This window comes from Thalassobaculum sp. (assembly GCF_040219215.1).
GTDB lineage: Bacteria > Pseudomonadota > Alphaproteobacteria > Thalassobaculales > Thalassobaculaceae > Thalassobaculum_A.
Genome location: NZ_JAVJSX010000025.1, coordinates 19,179 through 43,520 on the forward strand (window position 1 = coordinate 19,179; position 24,342 = coordinate 43,520).

At 65.1% G+C, this 24,342-nt stretch carries 22 protein-coding genes; 11 read left to right on the forward strand and 11 right to left on the reverse strand.

The window, feature by feature from the left end:
- The gene (locus tag RIC54_RS17960; RefSeq protein ID WP_350096136.1) at positions 1-777 is read right to left on the reverse strand and encodes a pyridoxine 5'-phosphate synthase; all 777 of its coding nucleotides are present in this window, start codon (positions 775-777) and stop codon (positions 1-3) included.
- Positions 778-1,102: 325 nt separating this feature from the next.
- Here RIC54_RS17960 and RIC54_RS17965 point away from each other — a divergent pair, with 325 nt between their 5' ends.
- A complete protein-coding gene (locus RIC54_RS17965; protein ID WP_350151287.1) occupies positions 1,103-1,876 on the forward strand; it encodes a ferredoxin--NADP reductase in 774 nt (257 codons plus the stop codon).
- A gap of 121 nt (positions 1,877-1,997) precedes the next feature.
- A complete protein-coding gene (locus RIC54_RS17970; protein ID WP_350096140.1) occupies positions 1,998-2,564 on the forward strand; it encodes a class I SAM-dependent methyltransferase in 567 nt (188 codons plus the stop codon).
- On the opposite strand, the gene RIC54_RS17975 is transcribed toward RIC54_RS17970, so the two are convergent.
- The 3 genes from RIC54_RS17975 to RIC54_RS17985 all read right to left on the reverse strand — a co-directional run bounded on the left by RIC54_RS17975 (position 2,561) and on the right by RIC54_RS17985 (position 6,025).
- Positions 2,561-3,871, reverse strand: a complete 1,311-nt coding sequence (locus tag RIC54_RS17975; RefSeq protein ID WP_350096142.1) for a TRAP transporter large permease — start codon at positions 3,869-3,871, stop codon at positions 2,561-2,563. The genes RIC54_RS17970 and RIC54_RS17975 overlap by 4 nt on opposite strands.
- 12 nt (positions 3,872-3,883) lie before the next feature.
- The gene (locus RIC54_RS17980) at positions 3,884-4,396 is read right to left on the reverse strand and encodes a TRAP transporter small permease (protein ID WP_350096144.1); all 513 of its coding nucleotides are present in this window, start codon (positions 4,394-4,396) and stop codon (positions 3,884-3,886) included.
- Positions 4,397-4,558: 162 nt separating this feature from the next.
- Positions 4,559-6,025 (reverse strand): sulfatase family protein, encoded by a 1,467-nt coding sequence (locus RIC54_RS17985; protein ID WP_350096146.1) that lies wholly within the window; start codon positions 6,023-6,025, stop codon positions 4,559-4,561.
- A gap of 246 nt (positions 6,026-6,271) precedes the next feature.
- On the opposite strand from RIC54_RS17985, the gene RIC54_RS17990 reads away from it, so the two are divergent.
- Both RIC54_RS17990 and RIC54_RS17995 read left to right on the forward strand, forming a co-directional pair.
- Complete coding sequence (locus RIC54_RS17990; protein WP_350096148.1) at positions 6,272-7,378, forward strand: M14 family metallopeptidase; 1,107 nt, start codon at positions 6,272-6,274, stop codon at positions 7,376-7,378.
- Positions 7,375-7,878 (forward strand): DinB family protein, encoded by a 504-nt coding sequence (locus RIC54_RS17995; RefSeq protein ID WP_350096150.1) that lies wholly within the window; start codon positions 7,375-7,377, stop codon positions 7,876-7,878. The genes RIC54_RS17990 and RIC54_RS17995 overlap by 4 nt, the downstream gene beginning before the upstream one ends.
- Before the next feature lie 61 nt (positions 7,879-7,939).
- Here RIC54_RS17995 and RIC54_RS18000 read toward each other — a convergent pair whose 3' ends face one another.
- Complete coding sequence (locus RIC54_RS18000) at positions 7,940-9,439, reverse strand: M81 family metallopeptidase (protein WP_350096152.1); 1,500 nt, start codon at positions 9,437-9,439, stop codon at positions 7,940-7,942.
- A gap of 165 nt (positions 9,440-9,604) precedes the next feature.
- Here RIC54_RS18000 and RIC54_RS18005 point away from each other — a divergent pair, with 165 nt between their 5' ends.
- From RIC54_RS18005 to RIC54_RS18015, 3 genes are all read left to right on the forward strand, one after another.
- A complete protein-coding gene (locus tag RIC54_RS18005) occupies positions 9,605-10,465 on the forward strand; it encodes an N-formylglutamate amidohydrolase (protein ID WP_350096154.1) in 861 nt (286 codons plus the stop codon).
- Positions 10,466-10,486: 21 nt separating this feature from the next.
- A complete protein-coding gene (gene sigJ / locus RIC54_RS18010) occupies positions 10,487-11,389 on the forward strand; it encodes an RNA polymerase sigma factor SigJ (protein ID WP_350096156.1) in 903 nt (300 codons plus the stop codon).
- Between the two features lie 93 nt (positions 11,390-11,482).
- Positions 11,483-11,926 carry a carboxymuconolactone decarboxylase family protein gene (locus tag RIC54_RS18015; protein WP_350096158.1) on the forward strand — a complete coding sequence of 148 codons (444 nt, stop codon included), beginning with the start codon at positions 11,483-11,485 and terminating at the stop codon, positions 11,924-11,926.
- Between the two features lie 3 nt (positions 11,927-11,929).
- On the opposite strand, the gene RIC54_RS18020 is transcribed toward RIC54_RS18015, so the two are convergent.
- Together RIC54_RS18020 and RIC54_RS18025 are read right to left on the reverse strand one after the other, a co-directional pair.
- Positions 11,930-13,186 carry an NAD(P)/FAD-dependent oxidoreductase gene (locus RIC54_RS18020; protein ID WP_350096160.1) on the reverse strand — a complete coding sequence of 419 codons (1,257 nt, stop codon included), beginning with the start codon at positions 13,184-13,186 and terminating at the stop codon, positions 11,930-11,932.
- Positions 13,186-14,139, reverse strand: a complete 954-nt coding sequence (locus RIC54_RS18025) for a 3-hydroxyacyl-CoA dehydrogenase NAD-binding domain-containing protein (protein ID WP_350096162.1) — start codon at positions 14,137-14,139, stop codon at positions 13,186-13,188. The genes RIC54_RS18020 and RIC54_RS18025 overlap by 1 nt, the downstream gene beginning before the upstream one ends.
- A gap of 201 nt (positions 14,140-14,340) precedes the next feature.
- Between RIC54_RS18025 and RIC54_RS18030 the strand changes: the two genes are divergently transcribed.
- Genes RIC54_RS18030 through RIC54_RS18040 form a run of 3 tightly spaced genes read left to right on the forward strand, consistent with a single transcriptional unit; the run spans position 14,341 to position 17,031 of the window.
- Entirely contained in the window at positions 14,341-14,700 is a 360-nt protein-coding gene (locus RIC54_RS18030) for a hypothetical protein (RefSeq protein WP_350096164.1), read from the forward strand.
- Positions 14,701-14,749: 49 nt separating this feature from the next.
- A complete protein-coding gene (locus RIC54_RS18035; protein ID WP_350096166.1) occupies positions 14,750-16,291 on the forward strand; it encodes a CHAD domain-containing protein in 1,542 nt (513 codons plus the stop codon).
- The gene (locus RIC54_RS18040; protein WP_350096168.1) at positions 16,288-17,031 is read left to right on the forward strand and encodes a ParA family protein; all 744 of its coding nucleotides are present in this window, start codon (positions 16,288-16,290) and stop codon (positions 17,029-17,031) included. The genes RIC54_RS18035 and RIC54_RS18040 overlap by 4 nt, the downstream gene beginning before the upstream one ends.
- Positions 17,032-17,034: 3 nt before the next feature.
- Here RIC54_RS18040 and RIC54_RS18045 read toward each other — a convergent pair whose 3' ends face one another.
- From RIC54_RS18045 to RIC54_RS18055, 3 genes are read right to left on the reverse strand one after another with little or no spacing between them, the layout of a single operon-like run.
- A complete protein-coding gene (locus RIC54_RS18045; RefSeq protein WP_350097331.1) occupies positions 17,035-18,552 on the reverse strand; it encodes a SpoVR family protein in 1,518 nt (505 codons plus the stop codon).
- Between the two features lie 34 nt (positions 18,553-18,586).
- Positions 18,587-19,873, reverse strand: a complete 1,287-nt coding sequence (locus RIC54_RS18050) for a YeaH/YhbH family protein (RefSeq protein ID WP_350096170.1) — start codon at positions 19,871-19,873, stop codon at positions 18,587-18,589.
- 23 nt (positions 19,874-19,896) lie between these two features.
- Positions 19,897-21,843, reverse strand: coding sequence for a PrkA family serine protein kinase (locus tag RIC54_RS18055; protein WP_350096172.1), 1,947 nt, complete (start codon positions 21,841-21,843; stop codon positions 19,897-19,899).
- A 741-nt stretch (positions 21,844-22,584) separates the two neighbouring features.
- Here RIC54_RS18055 and RIC54_RS18060 point away from each other — a divergent pair.
- Positions 22,585-23,598 carry an aldo/keto reductase gene (locus RIC54_RS18060; RefSeq protein ID WP_350096174.1) on the forward strand — a complete coding sequence of 338 codons (1,014 nt, stop codon included), beginning with the start codon at positions 22,585-22,587 and terminating at the stop codon, positions 23,596-23,598.
- 20 nt (positions 23,599-23,618) lie between these two features.
- Here the strand turns inward: RIC54_RS18060 and RIC54_RS18065 are convergent, their stop codons facing one another.
- The gene (locus tag RIC54_RS18065) at positions 23,619-24,263 is read right to left on the reverse strand and encodes a cysteine hydrolase family protein (protein WP_350096176.1); all 645 of its coding nucleotides are present in this window, start codon (positions 24,261-24,263) and stop codon (positions 23,619-23,621) included.
- Between the last annotated feature and the right edge of the window lie 79 nt (positions 24,264-24,342).

The following is a 24,342-nucleotide window of genomic DNA, read 5'->3' on the forward strand; positions in this document are numbered from 1 at the left end:
CTATCGGGTCGCCGCTTTCAAGGGAGCGCTCTGCGACTGCCCGGCCTCGAGACACTTTTGATAGGCCTTCACCGACGCTGCGATGCCCATCCAAAGCGCATCGCCGATCAGGTGGTGGCCAATCGACACCTCGTCGATCCACGGGATTGCGCGCGACAGTGTCGGCAGGTTGTCCAGGGTCAGGTCGTGCCCGGCATTTAGGCCGAGACCAAGGTCGCGCGCCCGCTGCGCCGCGACCACAAACACCGCCAGCACCTCGTCCTGCTGCGGGCCACCGAACGCATCGTGATAAGTCCCGGTGTAGAGTTCGACCCGGTCGGCGCCGACCGCTTTCGCACCCTCGATCACCGAGACGTCCGGATCGGCGAACAGCGACACCCGGCAACCAAGCTTCTGCACACGCGCGACGATCGGGGTCAGGACCGCCGCGTCAGCCGGCAGGTCCCAGCCATGGTCCGACGTCGACTGCTCGGGCGCATCGGGAACCAGCGTCACCTGGTCGGGCCGGACCCGCTCGATGAGCTCCAGGAACCGGTCGTCGGGATACCCCTCGACGTTGAACTCCCGGCCCGCCCATTCGGGGGCCCTCAACAATTCCGCCAGGTCGAACACATCGCGTTCCCGGATATGCCGGGCGTCCGGCCGCGGGTGCACCGTCACCCCTGCGGCGCCGGCTTCCAGCACAATCCGAGCGGCCTTCATCACACTCGGCGCATCGTGGTGCCGGGTGTTCCGCAGGGTAGCCACCTTGTTGAGATTGACGCTGAGTGCGGTCATGCCCTTGTGTCCCGTCGTGAAGGCCTAGTCATCGAATACGATCATCGATCATGGCCCCGTATTCAAACCCGAATTCACCCGCATCGTGGAGCCAATGGATCGCACGCTATTCGGGCCAACGAACCTGAGAGCGCTCTCACAGCGATTTGTTCGTAATTCCGCACAACATACGTTATTACGAACAAATCGCTTGGCATCGATGCACCGAGTTCGTATTTAGAGGCTGGAGGCGACGTTGAAACGCCTCTTGAACGTCATACGTATACGAACAATTATAGTGTTCGACTGGCCGCGAACGATCACTGCGGAATGGGATGCCTGCACGATGAGCAATCTGAACACCGAAACCGTTCTCAGCGTCCATCACTGGACCGACACCCTGTTCAGCTTCACCACCACGCGGGATCCCGGATTCCGGTTCGCCAACGGCCAGTTCACGATGATCGGCCTGGAGGTCGAGGGCAAGCCGCTGCTGCGCGCCTATTCAATGGCGAGCGCCAATCACGAGGATCGGCTGGAGTTTCTGAGCATCAAGGTGCAGGACGGCCCGCTGACATCCCGCCTGCAGCACCTCAAGCAAGGTGACCGTATCCTGGTCGGCCGCAAGCCGAACGGAACGCTGGTGCAGGACAACCTGCTGCCCGGCCGGAATCTGTACCTGATCGGGACCGGCACCGGTCTCGCGCCGTTCCTCAGTCTGATCAAGGATCCGGAGAGCTACGAGCGTTACGAAAACGTCGTGCTGGTCCACGGATGCCGGAAGGTCGCCGAACTGGCCTATGGCGAGTGGATCTCCAGCGAGTTCCCCAAGGATGAACTGCTCGGCGACTACGTTCGCGAGAAGCTGCGCTACTACCCGACGGTCACCCGGGAGCCGTTCCGCCACCGCGGCCGGATTACCGACCTGATGCTGTCGAACAAGCTGACCGACGACCTGGGTCTACCGATGCTGGACCCGGAACACGACCGCGCGATGCTGTGCGGCAGCCCCGCGATGCTGAAGGACCTGAAGGTGATCCTGGAGGATCTCGGCTTCGTCGAAGGCAGCAACAACCATCCCGGCTCATACGTCATCGAACGGGCGTTCGTCGAACGCTGACCGCCCTCACATCCGGCCTCGGACCAACCCGCACCTCTGCTTGATCTGTGGCAGTATTGCCGTCGATCGGATCGACACCGGAGGGCAGGATGGAGCAGTTGACCGGCGCGGGCGGTAGATCGTGAGCGGAGCGGACGAGGCGATCACCGGCGCCGAGGCAATCGTGCTGGTCGCGCTGCTGGTCCTTGGGATCACCATCCTCGCCTACACCATCCGCACCGGCGTGCCGCCGATGCCGACCAGTCCCGGCACCCGTGCCGTCATGCTGCGCCTGCTGCCGCCGCAGATCGATGGGGTGATCTACGACCTGGGTTCCGGCTGGGGAGGTCTGTCGCTGGCCATCGCCAAGCGCTACCCGCGCAACCCGGTGGTCGGCATCGAGTTGTCACCGATTCCCTGGTTGTTCGCGCGCGCGCGTCTCGCCATATGGCGGCAGCCGAACCTGACCTACCGGCGCGCCGATCTGTTGAACGAACGGCTGTACGACGCCGGAGCGATCCTCTGCTACCTGATGCCCAGGGTCATGCAGAAGCTGGCCCCAAAGCTGGACGACGAACTGCGCCCAGGCACGGTCGTCGTCGCCTATAGTTTTGCGGTCAACCACTGGCGGCCCGACACCGTGGCCGTCGAAGCGGAGTCCGGCCCGGCGCCGGTCTACCGCTACATCGTCGGCGACCCTGGTCGCTAACCAGGCCCCTGTCGCATGGTTTCCGGCAGGAACAGCACGAGCTCCGGGAACGCTACGATCAGCCCGACCGCCACCACCATCACCAGGAACATCGGGATCGCCGCGCGGGCGATGTAGCCCATGTCGTGGTCGGTCATGCCCTGCAGCACGAACAGGTTGAACCCGACCGGCGGGGTGATCTGCGCCATCTCCACCACGATCACCAGGAAGATTCCGAACCATACGATGTCGATGCCGGCCTGCCGGATCATCGGCTCGACCACCGCCATGGTCAGGACCACCGACGAGATGCCATCGAGGAAGCAGCCCAGGACAATGTAGAACACGGTCAACGCGACAATCAGCATCAGCGGCGATAACTGCAGCGAACCGATGAACTCCGCCAGATGCCGCGGCAGCCCGGTGAAGCCCATCGCGAGGGTGAGAAAGTGCGCCCCCGCCAGGATCAGCGCGATCATACAGGACGTGCGTGTCGCGCCCAGAAGGCTCTCGACGAAGTTATCCCAGTTGAGCGATCCCTGCACGAGCGACAGCAGCAGCGCGCCGATCACTCCAAGCACGGCGGCTTCGGTCGCCGTCGCGATTCCGAAATAGATCGATCCCAGCACCGCCAGGATCAGGCCGACGACCGGCAGCAGGTAAACAGAGCGCTTGATCTTGCCGATGAAGTTCATCGGGTCGCCCTTGTCGGGCATCAAGTCGGGCTGCAGCAAAGCGCGGATTCCGATGTAGCCCATGAACAGCCCAGCCAGCATGATGCCCGGCAGTATTCCCGCCATGAACAGCTGCGCGATGCTCTCGTTCACAGTCACGCCGTAGACGATCATGATGATCGATGGCGGGATCAGCAGGCCGAGCGTGCCGGCCCCGGCCAGCGTGCCGATAATCATCGTCTCCGGGTACTTGCGGCGGCGCAGCTCAGGGATCGACATCTTGCCGACCGTGGCCAGGGTCGCAGCCGATGATCCTGAGACAGCGGCGAACACCGCGCAGCCTACGATGTTGGTGTGCAGCAGCCGGCCCGGCAGCGCCGTCATCCAGGGTGCCAGTCCCCGGAACAGGTCCTCCGACAGCCGCGTGCGGAACAAGATGTCGCCCATCCAGATGAACAGTGGCAGTGCCGTCAGCGTCCAGGAGGAGGTCGCCGACCAGATCGTCGTCGCCATAGCGTCGCCGACCGGACGAGAGGTGAACAACTCCATTCCGATCAGCGCAACGCCGACCAGCGACAGCCCGACCCACAGGCCAGAGCCGAGCAGGAAGAACAGGGTGACCAGGAATATGCCGGTAAGCAGTGCGTCTTCCATGGCTCGCCCTCCCTATTCGACTGCGGCGGGTTCGCCGCCGATCTTCTCGATCGGCGCACCGCGCGCCACGGCGACCAGCCGGTCGAGCAGCGCGATGGTGAAGATGGTCGAACCGATCGCCATGCCGAGTTGCGGGATCCACAGCGGCGTGGCGTCGACGCCTTCGCTGACGTCGCCGAGCATGTGCGAGACCTGCACCATCTTGATCGAGAAGCGGGCCACATAGCCGGCCAGGAAGGCACCCACCCCGAGGCACCACAGCTCTGCCAGCCAGCGTGTGCGGCCTTCCAGCCGCGACAGCACCAGGGCCACCCGGATGTGCCCTCCAGCCCTGAACGTATAGGCGAGCGCCAGGAACGACGATGCCGCCATCGCATAGCCGGCATACTGGTTCAGGCCCGGCACGTAGGAACCGAACAGCCGCGCGATCACGGAGGTGACGATCAGCACGCCGATCGACACCATGAACAATGCGGCCAGCATCCCGGCCCCGAGATAGAGCCCGTCCAGACAACGTCGAATCATTGTTCCCCCGCAGCGCGTTGCGCCGACTCTCCGGCGACGCCAGCATGACGGGGTTTTCGCAGGCACGAAAGAGGCGGGGTCAATGGCCGCACATGCAGTGCCGACCCGGGAATCCCGTCCCCGGCAACGATATGACGCCGCCGGGGACGGTCTGTATGCGCGCTACTTGCTGACGGCCACCTTCAACGTCGCCCCAACCGGCGCGTCCTCGATTTCCCGGCAGTTCGCGCCCGCGCAGTTCGCCAATTCGGCAGCCCGCTGGGCGAGTTCCTTGAGGAACGCCGGGTCCGCCGTGGCCGCCATATTGGCGAGTTGGTGGGGATCCGCCGTCAGATCGTACAACTCGCACTCGCCGGTCGCGTATTCAACGTAGGTCCACTCCTCGGTGCGCACGGCATGGAAGGTCGCCGCACCGACCAGCCCATCGGTCTCGGTCTGCCGCCGCTCGATCCCGAAGCTCCGACGCCAGGGCTGTGTCGGATCCTGCAGCAGGGGAAGGAACGAGCGCCCGTCCGCAAAGCTCGGCGGCATGACACCGGCCATCGCCGCGACGCTCGGCGCCAGGTCGTTGTTGAGAACCATCTGGGTCACACGTCCGCCCTTGGACACGCCCGGCCCGCGCATGACGAACGGAACCCGGATATCCTCCTCGTAGGCTGTGGTCTTGCCGTACTGCTGGCGGTGTTCTCCCATGTGCCAGCCGTTGTCGCTGGTATAGATGATGTAGGTGTTCTCGAGCTGCCCGACCGCCTCAAGCGTATTCACGATGGATTCGACCATATCGTCCATCGCCTGCAGCGAGCGAAGGCGCCGTCGGTACATGTCCTCGATCCAGGCGATCTGCTCGGCGCTGAGCGGCGGCAGGTCCCGAATATGGGCCGGCTTGTCGCTGACGTCGGCCTCGTCGAACGAGACCGGTCGCGGATAAGGCGTGTCGGCAAACAGGTCGGCGTGGCGCGGCGCGGCGGTCGCCGGGCCGTGCGGGGCATAGGGCGTCACGAAAAAGAAGAACGGCTTGCCGGTACCGGCGGCCCGACGGATCGCCGAGACGGTGTGGCGGGCGATCACGTCCGTCAGGTAATCATCCGGCTTGCTGCCATAGGAGACATGCCGGCCGTTCTCGTTGAGCACGTAGTTGTAGTAGTCGTGGCCGGCCGCGTACCACTCGTCCCAGCCCGGCGGGACATAGGTCTGCTCGTTCGGCTCGTATTGGTTCATGTACTTGCCGATGAGGCCGGTGTAATAGCCGGCATCGTGCAGCCAGGTCGCAATCGTTGACTGGTCATGGCCCAGGGTCCGGAACTTGTGCCCCCCGCCGCTCGGCAGGATGTTCCCCTGGATCCGGTGGTTGTGGGAATACTGGCCACGCAGGGTGGTGGCCCGTGATGGGCAGCACAGCGAGTACGTCACGAAATAATTGTCGAAGCTGACCCCCTGATCCTCGATCAGTGCCTTTGTCTTCGGCATGTATCTGTGGATCGCGACATCCTCGTCGTCGGACAGGATCAGGATCACATTCGGGCGTGGCGCGGCCGGGTCGGCGATCGCCGGCCGTAGCGGTATGGACGCCCATGCGGCACAGACCGCGAGCAGGCCAACCAGGCCTGCTCCAAACCTCAACGCTCTCATCAACGTTCCTTTCAAAATCGCCGGCAGGCAAACCGCGCGGCTGTGAGCGTTCCGGCAAAACGCCGGTATCAAGGCTGATCATCCCGCCACCGGTATCCTGCGCGGATACTGGTTAATTTTCCGTTTCACGGACAGGGTCCGCCTCGGCCGGCGCAGGTTCGGGCGCCGGTCCTGATGGCATTGCCAACAGACCCGTTCCGCCGCAGCCGCTTGCCGCCCTTCGCACCCGGTGATACCGCCAGATGCATGGATGTCCTGACCTCGCTCCGATCGAGCTTCGCCGACGAATACGACGATGCCCGACGCCTGTTCCTCGACGCTGCGACTGCCGCCGGGGCCAGCCTCACCACCTGGGAAAACCCCAACCTCGGCCCGCGTGGCGAGGCGTTGACCACCGATGTTGCCTGGGTCGGACCGCAGAGCGCCCAACGAGTGATGGTGGTGATCAGCGCCACCCACGGCGTCGAAGGTTTCTGCGGGTCCGGCGTCCAGGTTGACTGGCTGACCAGTGGCAGCGCGGCGCGGTTGCCGGCCGATACCGCGGTATTGCTGGTCCACGCCCTGAACTGCCATGGCTTCGCCTGGTGGCGGCGGGTCACCGAGGAGGGCTGCGACCTCAACCGCAACTTCGTCGACTTCAGCCAGCCGCTGCCGGAGAACCCGGGGCACGACGAACTGGTCGACAGCTTCGTGCCGGCATCGCTTGACGATGCGACGTTAGCCGCGACCGAAGCCACGATCGCCGCGTGGCGTGGACAGCATGGCGAGGCCGCGTTCCAGGCCGCCCGCAAGGCTGGTCAGTACAAGCACGCCCACTCCATGTTCTTCGGCGGGTTCGCTCCCACCCGCGCCCGACAGACCCTGGCGGAAGTAGCGGCGGCCTATGGTCTGGCGGATCGCCGCACCGTCTCGGTGATCGATGTCCACACCGGCCTCGGGCCGTTCGGCTATGGCGAGCCGATCTGCGGTCACAAGCGCGGCAGCGTCGCGCTCGACCGGGTCCTGTCGATGTACGAGGACTCCACGGGCCTGCCGGCCGAGGGCGCGTCCTTCTCGATTCCGTTGAATGGGACGCAGGGCAGGTTCTGGCAGCCGCTGATGGGCGACCGCTATACCTACGTCGCCCTGGAATACGGCACCTACAACCAGGAGCGCAGCCGCCGCGCGTTGCGCGCCGATCACTGGCTGCACAACCAGGGCAGTTTCGACTGGAGTTCCGACAACGCCCAGGCAATCAAGCAGGCGATCAAGTGGCACTACTATCCGGCGACCGATGCCTGGAAGGAGATGGTTCTGTTCCGCTCCCGTCAGGTGATCCGCCAGACCCTGGAGGGGCTGGAGCGCTTCGGATGAGTGCCTCGACCGATCACTGGCGGCAGATGGCGCGGTACAACACCCGCGCCAACCGCCTCCTGTACGACGCGGTCGCCGGTCTGTCGGACGCCGAGTACCGACGGCCCAGGGCCGCGTTCTTCGGCTCGATCCACGGCACGCTGAACCACCTGCTGCTCGGCGACAGGATCTGGATGACCCGCTTTGAGGGCGGCACGCATCCGTCGACGAACCTCGACGCGGTGTTGCACGAGGCTTTCGCGGACCTTCGGACAGCCCGTGAGGCAATGGATGCCCGCATCGAGGCGTTCATGGACCAGCGGGTCGACGATGCGTTCCTGGCCTCGTCGATTCGCTACGTGAACAACGCGGGAGTCGCGAGCGACGACCCGGCCGCGATCCTGTTGCCGCATTTCTTCAACCACCAGACCCACCATCGCGGCCAGGTCCACGGCCTGCTGAGCCAGACCGACGTGCCACCACCGTCGCTCGACCTGCACCGGGTGCTGCGGCCGATGTGACGCGGGCACGCACCGCTCTCTTCGTCACGACACCGCCTGGTACGGCTAGATCTGCCGCGCCTCACGCCACCGGGTCGAGCGGCCAGATCGGGCGGCGCAGCCTCTTGAACGGACGCTTGCGGACGTCCGGCGAGCACAGCGCGCCCGTATCACACACCAGGACCTTATCGGCGAGCGGTTGGTAGGCCGCGCGGAAGTGCTGCATCGACTTCAGGCCGATGGTTGCCATCGCCGTCGGGTCGATGCCGGCATGCCGGAACTGCTGGACGTCGGTGATCTGCATGCCGTTGGTGACGATCAGGATTCGAACGCCACCGACCCGCAGCACCCCGGTCTTGCCGAACGACTTGGCAATGCCGCGCCACATCGGGCCGTCGCACACGAACTTGCCGTCGGTCAACCGCTCGACCACGCCGGTCAGGGTCAGCGGGTGGCCGCCAAACCGGGGGTCGACCTTGCCGCCGACCGCCAATGTGACCGTCGCGCCCTTGCCCGCCGCGTGCAGCGCCGCCGCCGCCTCCCCATCGACCATCGCCCCGAAACAGGCGTTATCCAGTCTGGCGTCGAGCATCGCCCGCAGCAATTCGGTGGCGTCGCCATAGGCACCGCCGCCGGGATTGTCCGCATAGTCGGCGACCACCAGCGGACGGACCGCACCTGTCTCGTGCGCCTTCGCCTCTGCCGCTGCCTGGTCCGGCGTCAGGTAGATGTTGCCTTCGTACTCGCGGGTCGCCCAGCAGAAGTCCATGAGCTCTTCAGCGATACCGCGTGCCGCCGCTTCCGCACCGTCGACGCCCGCGTCGTAGCTCACCGCCACGCTTGGCCCCATGAAGGCGATGTCGGAGCTGGAGAACCCGGCGCAGACCGACGTCGTCAGAATGCCCGGTTTGGCTTCGGCCGCCTGCGCCCGGGCCAGTGCCTCCAGCATCGGCCCGGCATCGGTGCGGCCCTGGTCGAAGCCCTCTGCCAACGCACGACGGGCAATCACGGTTCGCGGTCTGGTTCGGCCAGCCATCGCGTCGCCGATCAGCGTCGCACAGCGTTCGCCAACCTCGGCCATGTCGATATGCGGGTAGGTTCGGTAAGGGCATATCACATTGGACAGCGCCGCCATCCGGTCCGAGACATTGGCGTGCAGGTCGAGGGTCATGCCGATGGGCACGTCCGGACCGACCGCGGCCCGGACGGCCTCCAGCAACGCCCCCTCGGCATCGTCATCGAGTTCGGTGACCATGGCGCCGTGCAGGGCCAGCAGCACCCCGTCGAACGGTCCCTTCTCCGCGGCAGTCCGGGCGATCGCGAGGCCCAACCGGTCCCACGCATCCCTTGTCACCGGCCCTGCAGGTGTGGCGATCGCGGCGAGCGACGGAACGACTTCCCATCCCTGCGCGTCGGCAACAGCCAGGAACCCGGCGGTTTCGCTGTTGGTCCCTCGCAGCGCCGTAACCATGGCCGGACCTTCGTGCAGCAACACCCGCTCAAACGCGTCGTAGCCGGTGGGCTGGCTGCTGAAGGTGTTGGTTTCATGCATGAACTGGCCGATCAGGACGCGCGGAGCCATGACACACTCTCACTTGTGGGATGCCCCACATTCAGACGGCCGAACCCGACGCTCGTCAACGGTTCTGAGGGGTCGATCGACCTGACAGCTCGCCCCAGCCCCGGTTGCCGGGTGCCGCGCGGGACGATAGAACCAGCGCGGTCCACCCCGCAGGAGTGATATCGTATGGCTCGCCTCGAAGTGCCTAGCGTACTGCGCCGGACCGACCCCAAGGGACCGCCCTCGCCGCTGGTATTCGACAGTCCGCACACCGGCCTGCTGTTCCCGGCAGACTTCCGGCCGGCGATACCGCTCGAGCACTGCGAAAGGGTGGCCGACTGGTTCGTGGAGGAACTGTTTGGTGCCGCCCCGGACCACGGCGCCATCCTGATCGAAGCATTGTTCCGGCGCGCCTATATCGATCCCAATCGCAGCGAGCGTGACCTGGACCTGTCGATGATCGAGTCCGGCTGGCCTGATCCGGTCGACCTGACGGAAAAGACCGCGCGTGGCGCGTCGCTGGTCTGGAAGGTGATCGACGGGCAGACCCCGATCTACGACCGCACGCTGTCCATCGCCGAGGTGCGCAACCGCATCGAGACGTACTGGCGGCCGTACCACTCGGCCCTCAAGTCTGCGCTCGACGAAACCCATGCGCGGTTTGGCAAGGTGTTCCACGTCGATTGCCATTCCATGCCTGAGTTCGGCGACCCGCGCTGGGGCGACCAGGGCGAGCGGCGCGCCGACTTCATCGTCGGCACCCGCGACGGCACGACCGCCTCGCCAGCGTTCACGGAGGTCGTGGTCGAGACGCTGCGGGCCTCCGGCTACTCGGTCTCGCTCAACGACAAGTTCAAGGGCGTCGAACTGATCCGACGCTACGCCCATCCGGCCGCGGGCCGCGAAGCCCTGCAGATCGAAGTGAACCGCGGCGTCTACATGGACGAGACCACCCTGACCCGCTCAGAGCGGTTCGGCGCCACCCAGGCTGCGGTCACCCGGATGATCGCCGCCCTGGAGAGCTTCGCGCGCGACGCTGCAGGATGAACTGATCGATGGAGGATCGACATGACGGGTTCGGTCGGCGAGTTCGAACGCCACCGGCCTCGGCTGCGCGGCCTTGCCTATAGAATGCTTGGATCGGTCGCGGACGCCGACGAAGTCCTGCAGGATGCCTATCTGCGGTGGCACGGGACCGACGAAACGGTCATCCGTGAGCCATTGGCATGGCTGACGACGGTCGTCTCACGCCTCTGCATTGACCGGCTCCGCGCCGTCAAGGCGGAACGTGACGCGTATGTCGGTCCCTGGCTGCCGGAACCTTGGCTGGACGACCCTCCGCCATCCGTGACCCGCCCGGACGCCCGGCAGGACCAAGCCGACGACCTCTCGGTCGCCTTCCTGCTGCTCCTTGAGCGGCTGTCACCGGACGAGCGCGCCGCGTTCCTGCTGCGCGACGTGTTCGAGATCGGCTATCCGGAGATCGCGGTCACCCTGAACCTGTCGGAAGCCGCCTGTCGGCAGATGGTCCACCGCGCCCGGGAACGCGTCCGGGCTGGCAAACCGCGCGTCGCATCATCCGACGCTGAACGCCAAGCCCTCCTGGCCCGCTTCATGGAGGCCGTTACAGCCAGGGACGAGCAGAGGGTTCTCGATTTGCTTTCCCCGGATGCGACGTTGATCTCGGATGGCGGCGGCAAGGACTGGGCAGCACTGAAACCGATCCGCGGAGCATCCAAGATCGCCCGGCTGTTCGTGAGCGTTGCAGGCAAATTCGTCGACACACCGTCCCAACGGATACTCACGATCAACGGGGCGTCCGCGCTGGTTACATGGGTCGGCGCGGAGACGTACGCCACCACGTCAATCGACGTAGTCGACGGCCGGATCGTTGCGCTCTACCAGATGATGAACCCCGACAAGCTTGTCGGCATCTCCGCCACGAACTCGTCCGAGTCAAAAAATCTCTGATCGGCTGTCACAGGTCGAAGCGTCGCCACGTCATGGGATCGAGCCGCGCAAATGCGCTGCCTCTGTATTCCCACCTGACGGCAGGACGACACCATGCATCCCCGCTTGAACCTGCACGAAGTCGACCAGGACGCCTACAAGGCCGTCGTCAACCTCGGCGCCTATGTCAGCCGATGCGGAATCGAACACTCGCTGATCGAACTCGTGAAGACCCGCGCGTCACAGATCAACGGCTGCGCCTATTGCATCGACATGCACGTCAAGGACGCCCGAAAGGCCGGCGAGAGCGATCAGCGCCTGCATCTGCTGGTCGCTTGGCGAGAATCACCGCTGTTCACCGACCGTGAGCGTGCCGCGCTGGCCTGGACGGAGGCTCTGACCCGCATCGCCGAGACCCGCGCCCCGGACGAGGACTACGACCTGCTTCGCGCCCAGTTCTCGCCGGACGAGATGGTCAAGCTGTCGGTCGCAATCGGTCTGATCAACGTCTGGAACCGGCTGTGCGTCGGTTTCCGGTCCGTGCATCCGGTCGACTGACGTTCAATAGCGCTCCGCCCGGTACGGCGCCATGTCGATGTCCGGCGTGCGGCCGGCGACGAGGTCGGTGATCAACTCGCCGGTCCGTGCCGCCAGGGTCAGCCCGATGTGACCGTGTCCGAAGCCGAAATAGACGTTGGAGTGGTCCGGCGAACGGCCGATGACCGGCACGCTGTCCGGGGTCGACGGCCGGAAGCCGAGCCATTCCCGCGTCACGTCGGCTTTCAGGCCCGGCAGCGCCTCCTTGGCCAGTTCCAGCATCCGGTAGATCCGCCGGAAGTCCGGCGGGGCGTCGACCCCCGCGAACTCGGCGCCGCTGGTCAGCCGCAGGCCGTCCTGCATCGGTGCCAGCACGAAACCATGGTCGCCGATCACCGTCGGGCGCCGCAGCTCCGGCCCTTCCTGCACATCCAGGTTCAGATGGTAGCCGCGCTCGGTGTCCAGCGGGAACCGGCGGCCCAGCATGGCGACGATCTCGTGGCTGCGCGCGCCGGCGCAGATCGCGACCGCGTCGCAGGCGTGCATGCCGAGGTCGGTGACGACCTTCTCCACGCCGTTCGGCCCGACCGCGAAACGCCGGACCTTCTCCGCCACCCAGCGTCCGCCCAGTTCCTGGAACTTTGCGAAGTATGCCTCGGTCAGCTTCACCGGCTGGCTGACGAACCCGTTCTCCGGCTGGTGATAGCCGTGGGTGAACTTCGGCGACAACCCTGGCTCAAGCTGGCGCAGTTCGTCGGCGTTCAGCACGTCAAACGTCACGCCACGCCGCGCCATGACCTCGCGCTCGTGCTTGGTCCTATCGAGGCTCTGCTGGCTCGAATAGACCTTGAGCCAGCCGACCGGCCGCACGATGTCATGCGCCTTGGCAACCTCGATCAGGCGTCGGTGCGAGTTCATCGCATCCTTCGACAGCGCCCACAGGTGCTTGGAGATCTCCTCCACCCGGCTGGTCCGGCTGGCCTCCAGGAACCGCAGGAACCAGGGCGCCGCCTTCGGCAGGTAGGACAACTTGATCTTCAGCGGCGACATCGGGTCGGTCAGCATCTTCGGGACCTGCTTCCAGTTCCCGGGAGAGCCGGTCGGGTACACGCTGCCGACGGCAATCGAACCGGCGTTGCCGAACGACGTGCCGCGGCCGGGCGGGGTCGGGTCAATCAGCGTGACCGAGTGGCCCTCGCGCTGGAGGTGCAGGCCGGTTGCCACGCCGACGATTCCGGCACCGACGACGACGATCTTCTTGGGTTGAACGGGGGAGTCCATCAGGCGCCTTTCGTCTCGCGAAGCATCTTCAGAAGCAGGATCAGTCGGGTATCACGCTCGTTCTCCAGGTCCTCGATCGTGCGGTTTCCCATCTCCTCCTCGATTCCGGCGATCAGCTTGGACTTCAGGTTGTCATCGAAGCTGGGCGTTGCCTGCATCGTCGTCCACCAGGACTCCATCGCCGGCCCGAACTGCTCCAGCGAGGCGCGGATGCCACCCTTGCCGCCGGTCAGGTTGAAGATCATGTGCGGTCCCATCAGTGCGTAGCGCAGACCGGGTCCCTGGGAGATCGCGGCGTTGATGTCCTCGACACTGGCCAGGTCGTCGATGACGGCGTTGAACGCCTCGCGCCACAGCGCCGCCTGCAGTCGGTTGGCCAGATGCCCCGGAACCTCCTTCTTCACCACGATCGGATGCTTGCCGATATGGGCGTAGAAGCCGTAGGCCCACTCCGCCGCCGCCGGGTCGGTGACCTTGCTGGAAACGATCTCGACCAACGGGATCAGGTGCGGCGGGTTGAACGGATGTCCGACCACGAAGCGCGGCGCCGAGGCAACTCCCTCGACCAGATCGGACAGGATCAATCCCGACGTGGATGTCGCCAGGATGGCATCGCCACCGAGGGCACCGTCGATCCGACGGTACAGATCGGCTTTGATGCCTGCCCGCTCGGTCGCGTTCTCCTGCACGAAGTCCGCGCCGGAGACCGCCGCCTCCGGTGTATCGAGCGTCTCCAGTTTCCCCTCACGGCCGGTCGCGGTGCCGACCGCCTGGAGTTGTGGCCGCGCGTTGTCGATGAACGCCCTCAACCGATCCTGCCAGCCCGCCGCAGGGTCCCAGGCGGCCACGTCGTAGCCGCGTGCCAGAAAATAGGCAGCCCAGCCCGCACCGATGGTCCCGCACCCCAGGACCGCGATGCGCTTCACCGCGTCATAGGTCTTGTAGGCCGTCATGCGTCTTCCCCCGCGTCTATCCGTTGCCGGCCATATCAGCACCGCCGGCGCGTCAAGGGAATGCCGTTCGGGCAAACGCATTGCTGGAAGTGAGCAACGTTGGTGAAGGCTTAGATCCATGCGCACACAGTGCGTCATTTCATCTTGATATGCGCACACGGTGCGCCTAGATTTCATTCATGGTCTGGAGAATGTGCACCCATGGGCAACCCCGCCACGAACACCGCCACCCCTCCCCTGCTGCTGGTGATAGACAACGTCGCCGCGCGCCGCAGCTTGGTGCCGATTCTGGAACTCGAGCGCCGGCTCCACGCCGTTGAGCGCGCGCTGTGCCGGCCTGAGCGACGCGGGGCCAGCGCCGCCGCCTTGCTGGAGATGCAAGCGCTGCTTCGCTGCGAGTTGGAGGCCAGACCGTTCAATCCACGGCTTGCCCGGAGGTGCGAGCAGCGACTGCGGTGGATCGAGCGCCGGATTCCGGGTATCTGGTCGCCCTCGGGGCTGCTGGATCGGGCCCGTCGGGTATGGTCCGCTGTTTGGCCGGAGCGGATGGCTCAGACCTGACGCACGATCGGGACCCCCAACCGACGCCATCGGGACGTGATCAAGCGCCTTGGAACCAACTGTCATCACCCCCCTCACCGCCATTGCCGACGCCGTGCGTGGAACGCTCGACGCGGACGCCTTCGAGCCGGCGAACCGGCGGCTGCGCCTGCTTGACACGATCGACCGGCGCCTCGCCGCCCGTGGCTGGCGGCTGGAAGTCGAGCCGATCGCCGATGCGCCGGCCGATACTTGGCGGCTCGTCAACGGGACTGGAAAGGTGCGGGCACAGGCCCAGATCCCCCACCCGCCGCCGCGCCTCGCCGATGAACTACCCGAGGGGCCGTTGCGCCGCACGCTGGAACCGGTGATCTGGATCCGCAGCCTGATACCGGGCCCATGGATCACCGTGACGGAAGACGGGGCCGCGCTGCGGGACCGTGACGGCAAGGTCCGGTGCCGATTGGTTGCCCAAACGGCTGTCACCGAAGGCGCTGGCGAGCAGCGCAGCGGCGTCCGGGTCGAGCCGCTGAAAGGCTATCGCCGCGACAGTGAGAAGATCGCCAAGCGGATCGCAACGCGCTTCGGATGGTCGCCGTCGGGCCCCGACGCGCTGACCGCGCTGGCCGAAGCCCTGCACGCACAGTCCGACGAAAGCGACGAGCCGTCGGTGACCGATGCCCGCGAAGCGGCGGGTCCGGCCCTGCGTGTCGTCTTGCTCGCCTTGCTCGACGTTATCGAGCGTCGCCGCGTCGGCGTGATCGCCGACATCGACTGCGAGGAACTGCACGAGTTGCGGGTGGCCATCCGGCGCACCCGGTCGATCCTGTCGCTGCTGCGCACGCCGGAACCCGACGCTCGCCTCGACCATGCCCGCGAGACCTTCGCCTGGCTGGGGCGCGTCACCGGTCCGACCCGCGACCTCGACGTGCACATCCTGGCCTGGCGCGCCCACCGACGGCAGGCTTCGGCCGGCGACGCTGCAGCGCTTGAACCGTTCGGCCGATTCCTGATGGATGAACGCGCGAAGGCCCATGCTGCCCTGACCCGGACCCTGGCCACGCGCCGGTTGGCCTCGGCCCTGGCCCGGTGGCGCCGCGCCCTGTCCGGCAGCGAGGCCACCTGGACGCGTTTCGAGATCCTGCGACGGCCGGTCGGCGTCCTGGCTGGTCGGCGGATCCTGAAGCTTTACCGTCGCGCACTGCAGGAAGGCACCGGCATCACCCCCGAGACGCCGGCCGAAGCACTGCATGCGCTGCGCAAGACCATGAAGAAGCTGCGCTACGTCATCGAGATCGTGCGCGATGTCTATCCGGCCCGGCGTGTCCGCGCGCTGTTGCGGACGCTGCGGCAACTCCAGCAGGTGCTCGGCGATGTCCAGGACATGGAGGTTCAGGCCGCTGCGTTGCGCAGGTTCGGTCAGGTCATGGGCGATTCCGGGACCGCCGGCCCGGCGACGTTGATGGCGATCGGTGCGCAGGCCGAGGACCTCGAAATCCATCGGGCCGAGGCACGGGCCCGTTTCGCCGAGGTGTTCGCTCCGGTCGCAAAGCCGCGCTTCGGCAAACGGCTGACCGCCCTCACCCGATCCGGCATCGGAGCCCCCGAATGAAGGTACTGGCGAGCTACAACATAAAGGGTGGTGTCGGAAAGACCGCATCGGCCGTCAATCTCGCTTTCGCCGCGGCCCGGACCGGCGCTCGGGTGCTGGTCATCGACCTCGACCCGCAAGGGGCCGCGACCTTCTATTTCCGGATCAAGCCGAAGGTGAAAGGCGGCGGCAAGGGCCTGGTATCGGGCAAGCGCGATCTTGACGACCTGATCAAGGGCACCGACCACGACGGCATCGATCTCGTGCCGGCCGACTTTTCCTTCCGGAACCTCGACCTGCTGCTGGACGCCGAGAAGAAGTCCAAAAAACGGCTCGCCAAGCTCCTGAAACCGCTTGCGGGCGAGTACGATTTCATCCTGCTCGACTGTCCGCCCAGCGTGTCGCTGGTCTCCGAAGCGGTGTTCCACGCCGCCGACGCGCTGATCGTGCCGCTGATTCCGACCACGCTGTCACTGCGCACCTATGAGCAGCTCCAGATGTTCCGGGCCGAGGAGAAGCTGGCCAACCTGATGCTCCTGCCGTTCTTCTCGATGGTCGACCGGCGCAAGACCATGCACCGCGATATCGTCGATCGGTTCCCCGACGATCACGTCGAGGCGCTGACCACGCACATCCCCTATGCCAGCGTTGTTGAACGCATGGGTACCGAGCGCGCGCCGCTCGGTGTGTTCGCGCCACGGACCGCCGTCGCGGCAGCGTACGAGGCCCTATGGGCGGAGATTGTCAGCCGCCTCGGCTGACCGTCATCCGCGCGGCTCGGCCGGACCGTGCTCGCACAGGACGCGGTCGCTGGCCCCATCGAACTCGACCAGCGACACGGGATAGCCCCACAGATCAGCCACATGCTGCAGGACGGCGCCCGCGTCGTTCTTCTCCAGCAGGTTCCCGTCGACCACCTCGTGCCGCAGCGTCAGCGTCCGATCGCCCTCCAGATCGGCCTCGACCACCTGGATGTTCGGGTCCTGCAGCGCGACATCGTAGCGACGGGCTACCGTCTTGCGGATCTTGTGATAGCCGCGCTCGTTGTGGATCGCGTCGACCAGATAGTCCGGATCATCCTGCCCGCCTGACAACTTGAACAACCTCATCTGGCGTATGACGTTCGGACTGAGGAATTGCAGCACGAAGCTCTCGTCGCGGTAGTTTGCCCATGCAGCCCTGAGTGTTCCCATCGCGTCGTCGTTTCCCGCGATCTCTGGAAACCACTCGCAATCCTCCTCGGTCGGTCGTTCGCAGATCCGCTGGATATCGGTCATCATCGCGAAACCCAGGGCATACGGGTTGATGCCGGAATAGCGCTTGTCGTCGAAATCGGGCTGGAAGATCACCGACGTGTGCGAGTGCAGGAACTCCATCAGCCCGCCGTCGGACAGAAGGCCCTTCTCATGCAGCCGGTGCATGATCCGGTAGTGAACGTAGGTAGCACACCCTTCGTTCATCACCTTGGTCTGCTTCTGCGGGTAGAAGTACTGCGCCATCTGGCGCACGATCCGCAGCACCTCGCGTTGCCACGGCGCCAGCTTCGGTGCCATTTTCTCCAGAAAATACAGGATGTTCTCTTCCGGCAGCGGCAGCGCGTCATGCAACGGCGGATTCTCCGGATCGACCTCGGCGTCCGGCGCCTGGCGGGGGTCGCCCGGCATGGTGCGCTGCCAGACGTCGTCGTAGGTCTCCTCCTCGTGACGCAGCCGGTCGCTGGCCCGCTTCTTGGCCGATTTCGGACTGACCCGGCGCTTACGCTGATAGCGATTCACTCCGTGATCCATCAGCGCGTGAGCGGCATCCAGCAATCGCTCGACCGCACGCGTCCCATGGCGTTCCTCGCACTTGGCGATGTACGACTTGGCGAACTGCATGTAGTCGAGGATGGCGTCGGCGTCGGTCCACTGCCGGAACAGATTGTTGTTCTTGAAAAAGTGATTGTGCCCGAAGGCGGCGTGCGCGATGACCAGCGTCTGCATCGCCATGGAGTTGTCCTCCATGATGTAGCTGATGCAGGGATTTGAGTTGATGACGATCTCGTAGGCGAGGCCGCGCGCGCCCTTGCGGTACAGCAGTTCGTTGTAGGCGAACTGCTTTCCGAAGGACCAGTGATTGTACATCAGCGGCATGCCGATCGACGCGTAGGCGTCCAGCATCTGCTCGGCCGTGATCACCTCGATCTGGTTCGGGTAGACATCCAGCCCGAGTTCGCCCAGGGCGATCTCCTCGATCGCGTCGTAGGCCCGGCGCACCGCGTCATAGGACCAGTCGGCCTCCATGAACAGCGGGGTGCCCGCTATCGGCTTTGCGACCTTAGGCACTCTGTTTCTCCGGGGTGAACAGGTCTCGGAACACGGGATAGATGTCGCTGCGGTCGCCGACCCGGCGCGATGCGAAATTCCGGTGCGATTCCGTGAACGGGATGTAGGTCCGCCACAGATTGGAGTCGGTCCGAAGCAGTTCGCCGACCCCGCCGGAAACCTCGACATAGGCGAAATACTGGGTGATCGGCAGGATGTCGCGCGCCAGTACCGCGGCAACCTCTGCCCCGTCGGCCGTCAGGTTGTCGCCATCGGACGCCTGGGCCGCATAGATGTTCCACTCCGCCACCGGATAGCGCTCGGCGATCACCCGCCGCATCTCGATCAAGGCGGTCGACACCACCGTGCCGCCGGTCTCCCGGCTGTGGAAGAACGTGTCCTCGTCCACTTCCTCGGCGCGGTGGGTGTGCCGGATGAACACGATCTCGACATGCCGGTATCGACGTTGGACGAACAGGTACAGCAGCATGAAGAACCGCTTCGCCAGATCCTTCATCGCCTCCGACATCGAACCCGACACGTCCATCAGGCAGAACATGACCGCCTGGGTGATCGGCTTGGGAACCGCCTCATAGCGGTTGAAGCGGATGTCCATGGGGTCGAGGTAGGGTATTTCCCGGGTCCGCCTCTCCAACCGCACCAGCCGAGCCCGCAGTTCGTCGAGATCCTCGCTGTCAGGACGAGACACCTCAAGCTCGGCGAGTTCCTGGCGGAGCGCTGCAACTTCATCGTTGCTGGGCCGGCGCAGGGCGATGCGGCGCGACAGGCTGTTGCGCATGGTGCGCACCAGGTTGATGTTGGTCGGCGCGCCGGTCACCGCGAATCCGGCCCGCTCCGAGGTCGTCTGCTCGGAGCGACCGACGCTCTTCTTCATCAGGTCCGGAAGCTCCAGATCCTCCAGGAAGATGTCGAGAAACTCCTCGCGCGACAGCACGAAGCCGAAGGCGTCCGTGCCTTCACCGTCGGGACTGCCTTCCCGACCCGCGCCCTGACCGCCGCCTTTCGACGGCCGCGGGATGCGGTCACCCTCCTGGAACTGCTTGTTCCCCGGCACCACGCCATCCTGGCGGCCGCTGTCGGGGTCATGCCGGAACCGCGGTTCGTTCAGTCCATCGGTCGGAATGACGATCTGCTCGCCGTCCGCGACGTCGCGGATCCGCCGTTCGGCCGATGCCTGTCGCACTGCCTCCGTTACCTGGCGTTTTGCCCGTCTCAGGAAGCGCTGCCGGTTCGCCAGGCTTTTGCCTTGGGAGTTCCGGCGCCGGTCGATGATCTGCATCGCTCGGACTGCCCCTCCCCGGCCTAGCCGGCCTGCTTGACGCGCATGTACCACTCCACCAGCCGCCGAACCTGACGCTCGGTGTAGCCGCGCGCGATCATCCGCTCGACAAACTCGGCGTGCTTGCGCTCAGTCTCCGACTCCTTCTTGGTGCCGAAGCTGATGACCGGCAGCAGATCCTCGACCTGGCTGAACATCCGCCGCTCAATCACCTCGCGGATCTTCTCGTAGGAGGTCCAGGACGGGTTCTTTCCGGCGTTCTGGGCGCGAGCCCGCAACGCGAACTTGACGACCTCGTTGCGGAAGTCCTTGGGGTTGGCGATGCCGGCCGGCTTCTCGATCTTGCTGAGTTCCTGGTTCAGCAACTCGCGGTCCATCAGTTGGCCGGTGTCGGGGTCCTTGAAGTCGTGGTCCTCGACCCAGGCATCGGCGTAGTCGAGGTATCGGTCGAACAGGTTCTGGCCGTAGTCGTTGTACGATTCCAGATAGGCCTTCTGGATCTCGTTACCGATATACTCGGCGTAGCGCTGACCAAGTTCGCTCTTGATCATCTCGATGTAGCGACGCTCGGCTTCCTCCGGAAACTGTTCGTGCCGGACCGCCTGTTCCAGCATGTACATCAGGTGCACCGGATCGGCGCCGACCTCCTTCGGGTCGTAGTTGAAGGTCTTCGACAGCACCTTGAAGGCGAACCGCGTGGACAAACCCTCCATGCCCTCGTCGACACCGGCGGCGTCGCGGTACTCCAGGATCGATTTCGCCTTGGGGTCGGTCTCCTTCAGGCTTTCCCCGTCGTAGACCCGCATCTTGGCGTACAGGTCGGAGTTCTCGTGTTCCCGCAGCCGCGTCATCACGCTGAAACGCGCCAGCATCTCCAAGGTGCCCGGCGCGCAGGCGGCGTTCGCAAGCTCGCTGGTGTTGATCAGCTTCTCGTAGATCTTCTCTTCTTCCTGAACCCGCAGGCAATACGGGACCTTGATTACCGATACCCGATCGAGGAACGCCTCGTTGTTGCGGTTGTTGCGGAAGCTCTGCCACTCGGACTCGTTCGAATGGGCCAGGATGATGCCCTGGAACGGCATCGCACCGATGTTCTCGGTGCCGACGTAGTTGCTTTCCTGGGTCGCCGTCAGCAGCGGATGCAGCACCTTGATCGGCGCCTTGAACATCTCGACGAACTCAAGCATGCCCTGGGTCGTCCGGTTCAGGCCGCCCGAATAGCTGTAGGCGTCCGGGTCGTTCTGGCTGAAGTACTCCAGCTTGCGGATGTCGACCTTGCCGACCAGGGTCGAAATGTCCTGATTGTTGTCGTCCCCCGGCTCGGTCTTGGCCACGCCGATCTGCCGCAGCTTCGACGGGTAGACCTTCGCCACCGTGAACTTGGTCAGGTCGCCGTCGAACTCGTCGAGCCGCTTGACCGCCCACGGCGATATCAGCCCGCTCAGCTTGCGAAGCGGAATACCGAACCGGTCTTGCAGTTTCTGGCCCATGCGCTGTGGGTCGAACAGACCGAGAGGGCTCTCAAAAACCGGGCTGATCTGATCGCCGGCCTTCAAGACATAGATCGGATGCTGCTCCATGAGGGTCTTGAGGCGTTCGGCCAACGACGACTTGCCGCCACCGACCGGCCCGAGCAGGTAGAGGACCTGTTTGCGCTCCTCCAGGCCCTGTGCGGCATACCGGAAGTAGCCGACCAATCGCTCGATGGTGTCTTCCATCCCGAAGAAGTCATGGAAGGCCGGGTAAACCTTGATCGTCCGGTTCATGAAGATCCGCCCGAGCCGCGCGTCCCTCGACGTGTCGATGACTTCCGGGTCCCCGATCGCCGCGACCATCCGTTCCGCCGCGGATGCAAACGCCATCGGGTCACTGCCGCAGAGGTCCAGATACTCCATCAGACTCATCTCGGACTCTTTGCGGGTCTGATAGGTCTCGGTGTACTCGGAAAACACGTCCTTCATGACGCTCATGCCTCACTCCACGGTGGCAGATACGCGGCCGTTGGCCGCGACATGGCAAGGAAGCTGAACTGAACCGTACCGGCGCCGCGCAACCGCTCTGGCGTCCGATCGGCGAGACGCCGGCATTTGCTTTATGGTCATCGATGCGACGCCGGCTGGCGCAGTGCCTTGGCCGTTCACGCTGTCGCTGTCAGTCTCTGGTCCAGGCATTCGGAACCCGCCCTTTACGTCGGTGTTCCCCCCGTTGCGCGTGAAGCGAACCTCATCACTTCACGACCAGTACACTTGTCGTGCTTTTATCTACTACAATAACAACTCAGGCGCTGTTTAGTTTCTTAGATTTTGGAACTTAGTTCTTAAAAATTACTTAAGCACTGCTAGCACTGGAACAAGGTATTTCCGTGACCCGAGTATGACAGATTCGCCATCGTGTCGCGAGAGGCGAGCCGTCCGAGACCGGGACAATTCCTGTTACAGATAGTGCCGATCCACCGTCTTGTCAGTAGCCGCTCACGGAATTGCGTTCTGGCGTCCCTCCATAAAATCAGCGGGTTGGCGGTCACATTGCTGGTCCGACTCCCGACAGGCCGCAAACCTGAAACGACCTGTCACGCCCGGTGGTTCCAAGCCCCACATCGGCGTACCCTGCCCGTCGGCTCGAGGCGACGGAACGCCGACTCGGGCCGTACCATTCGAACGAGCGTCGCCCTCTCTCGGCACCGGCGATCGCCGCCAGGGAACCAGCACACCATGCCCTTCACGACAGTCTCCCACCCCCGCTCCGGCCTGCGTATTTCCAGATTGGGCTTCGGCAGCGCACCATTGGGTGATCTTTACCAACGGCTCGACGATGAGACGGCCGTGGCGACCGTCATGGCGGCGGTCGGCGCCGGCATCAGTCTGATCGACACGGCGCCTCACTATGGAAATGGGCTGGCCGAGGCCCGCATCGCCACCGCCCTGCGCCGTCTCGACCGCGACAAGGTCGTGCTGTCCACCAAGGTCGGGCGACTGATGTCCCCGGCCCGCGGTCCCGTGGTCAGCAAGCGCTTCGTCGGCGGTTTGCCGTTCCGGTCGGAGTACGACTATTCGTACGATGGGGTGCTGCGCTCGCTCGAACACTCAATGCTGAGGCTCGGCACCGACCGGATCGAGATCGCGCTCATCCACGACGTCGACGGATGGACCCACGGCGCCGAAGCCGTCGATGAACGCTTTGCCGAAGCGATGAACGGCGCCTACCGGGCACTCGACCGGCTGCGCGCCGACGGCGTGCTGCGGGCGATCGGCATCGGCGTCAACGAGGCGGCGATGTGCGCACGGTTCGCCCGCGCCGGCGAGTTCGACGCCATGCTGCTGGCCGGACGCTACACGCTCCTGGAACAAGGCGCGCTTGACGATTTCCTGCCGCTCGCCGCTGACAAGGGCATCGCGGTGCTGATGGGCGGCGTCTTCAACACCGGGATCCTGGCAACCGGCCCGGTTGACGGCGCGATGTACAACTACGTTCCGGCGTTGCCGGAGGTGCGTGAGCGAGCGCGACGCATCGAGGCGGTGTGCAGGGCCCATGGCATCCCACTGGCGGTCGCTTCCGCCCGGTTTCCACTAGGCCACGCAGCCGTCGCATCCGTGGTGCTGGGCGGTGTCACCCCCGACGAGGTGGCCCGCAACGTCGCTGCCTTCGACGTCCCGATCCCGGCCGCACTGTGGAGCGACCTCAAGGCCGAGGGCCTGCTGCGACTGGACGCACCGGCACCGGCCTGAGGGGGCAACGGGCTGAGGGGTCAACGGGCTGTCGAGGCGATCTCCGCCAGCATCGCCTCGAGATTGACCGTCCGGCAGTATCCGCCGAACGCCCGCAAGGCCGCGTCGTGGCGATCGCGGGTGTGGGTGCTGCAGCAATCGGCGACGCATACCGTGTAGTAGCCGCGATCGGCAGCGTCACGGATCGCCATGTCGACACACTGGTCAGTCAGCAACCCGACGACGATCAGGTGCCGGACGCCCATGTTCCGCAACAGGTAGTCGATGTTGGTCGAGTTGAAGACGCCGGACGAGGTCTTCGGCAGGACGATGTCGTCGGCGGCCGGTGCTACCGCGTCGATCACCTGGCCCTCCCACGCCCCTTTCGCCACGAAAATGCCCGACAGCTTGTGGTCCAGGCTGCGGTCGCGGCCGTCGCAGGTAAGGCTCTCGATCACCGTGTAGACCACTTCTATGCCCGCGCCGCGACACGCGGCGACCAGGCGCGCGATGTTCGGCACCACCCGCGCCTCCAGATCGGCCACAAATGCCGGGTGCGCGCGCCGTTCCGGCTCGGCGATCTCCAGGTTCTGCACATCGACCAGCAGCAAAGCGGTCGCCTGGGGTTCGATCGGAACATTCCGGTGCAATGCGGCGTTGGCCGACCGCTCACCTGGGTTAGACACAACGAACCTCCAGACCGCAGCGGATCGTCGACCGGTATCCGGGTTTCGAGGGAAGAGCAAGCGGTCGGGGGCGAGTTCC

Excerpts from the sequence above, each read along its gene's own strand:
- RIC54_RS17980 (WP_350096144.1), bottom strand. The coding sequence starts at position 4,396 with ATGATTCGACGTTGTCTGGACGGGCTCTATCTCGGGGCCGGGATGCTG.
- RIC54_RS18015 (WP_350096158.1), top strand. The coding sequence starts at position 11,483 with ATGCATCCCCGCTTGAACCTGCACGAAGTCGACCAGGACGCCTACAAG.
- RIC54_RS17985 (WP_350096146.1), bottom strand. The coding sequence starts at position 6,025 with ATGAGAGCGTTGAGGTTTGGAGCAGGCCTGGTTGGCCTGCTCGCGGTC.
- RIC54_RS18030 (WP_350096164.1), top strand. The coding sequence starts at position 14,341 with ATGGGCAACCCCGCCACGAACACCGCCACCCCTCCCCTGCTGCTGGTG.
- sigJ (WP_350096156.1), top strand. The coding sequence starts at position 10,487 with ATGACGGGTTCGGTCGGCGAGTTCGAACGCCACCGGCCTCGGCTGCGC.
- RIC54_RS17995 (WP_350096150.1), top strand. The coding sequence starts at position 7,375 with ATGAGTGCCTCGACCGATCACTGGCGGCAGATGGCGCGGTACAACACC.
- RIC54_RS17965 (WP_350151287.1), top strand. The coding sequence starts at position 1,103 with ATGAGCAATCTGAACACCGAAACCGTTCTCAGCGTCCATCACTGGACC.
- RIC54_RS18060 (WP_350096174.1), top strand. The coding sequence starts at position 22,585 with ATGCCCTTCACGACAGTCTCCCACCCCCGCTCCGGCCTGCGTATTTCC.
- RIC54_RS18055 (WP_350096172.1), bottom strand. The coding sequence starts at position 21,843 with ATGAGCGTCATGAAGGACGTGTTTTCCGAGTACACCGAGACCTATCAG.
- RIC54_RS18000 (WP_350096152.1), bottom strand. The coding sequence starts at position 9,439 with ATGGCTCCGCGCGTCCTGATCGGCCAGTTCATGCATGAAACCAACACC.
- RIC54_RS18020 (WP_350096160.1), bottom strand. The coding sequence starts at position 13,186 with ATGGACTCCCCCGTTCAACCCAAGAAGATCGTCGTCGTCGGTGCCGGA.
- RIC54_RS17990 (WP_350096148.1), top strand. The coding sequence starts at position 6,272 with ATGGATGTCCTGACCTCGCTCCGATCGAGCTTCGCCGACGAATACGAC.
- RIC54_RS18050 (WP_350096170.1), bottom strand. The coding sequence starts at position 19,873 with ATGCAGATCATCGACCGGCGCCGGAACTCCCAAGGCAAAAGCCTGGCG.
- RIC54_RS18005 (WP_350096154.1), top strand. The coding sequence starts at position 9,605 with ATGGCTCGCCTCGAAGTGCCTAGCGTACTGCGCCGGACCGACCCCAAG.
- RIC54_RS18025 (WP_350096162.1), bottom strand. The coding sequence starts at position 14,139 with ATGACGGCCTACAAGACCTATGACGCGGTGAAGCGCATCGCGGTCCTG.
- RIC54_RS17960 (WP_350096136.1), bottom strand. The coding sequence starts at position 777 with ATGACCGCACTCAGCGTCAATCTCAACAAGGTGGCTACCCTGCGGAAC.
- RIC54_RS18040 (WP_350096168.1), top strand. The coding sequence starts at position 16,288 with ATGAAGGTACTGGCGAGCTACAACATAAAGGGTGGTGTCGGAAAGACC.
- RIC54_RS18045 (WP_350097331.1), bottom strand. The coding sequence starts at position 18,552 with ATGGAGGCCGACTGGTCCTATGACGCGGTGCGCCGGGCCTACGACGCG.
- RIC54_RS17975 (WP_350096142.1), bottom strand. The coding sequence starts at position 3,871 with ATGGAAGACGCACTGCTTACCGGCATATTCCTGGTCACCCTGTTCTTC.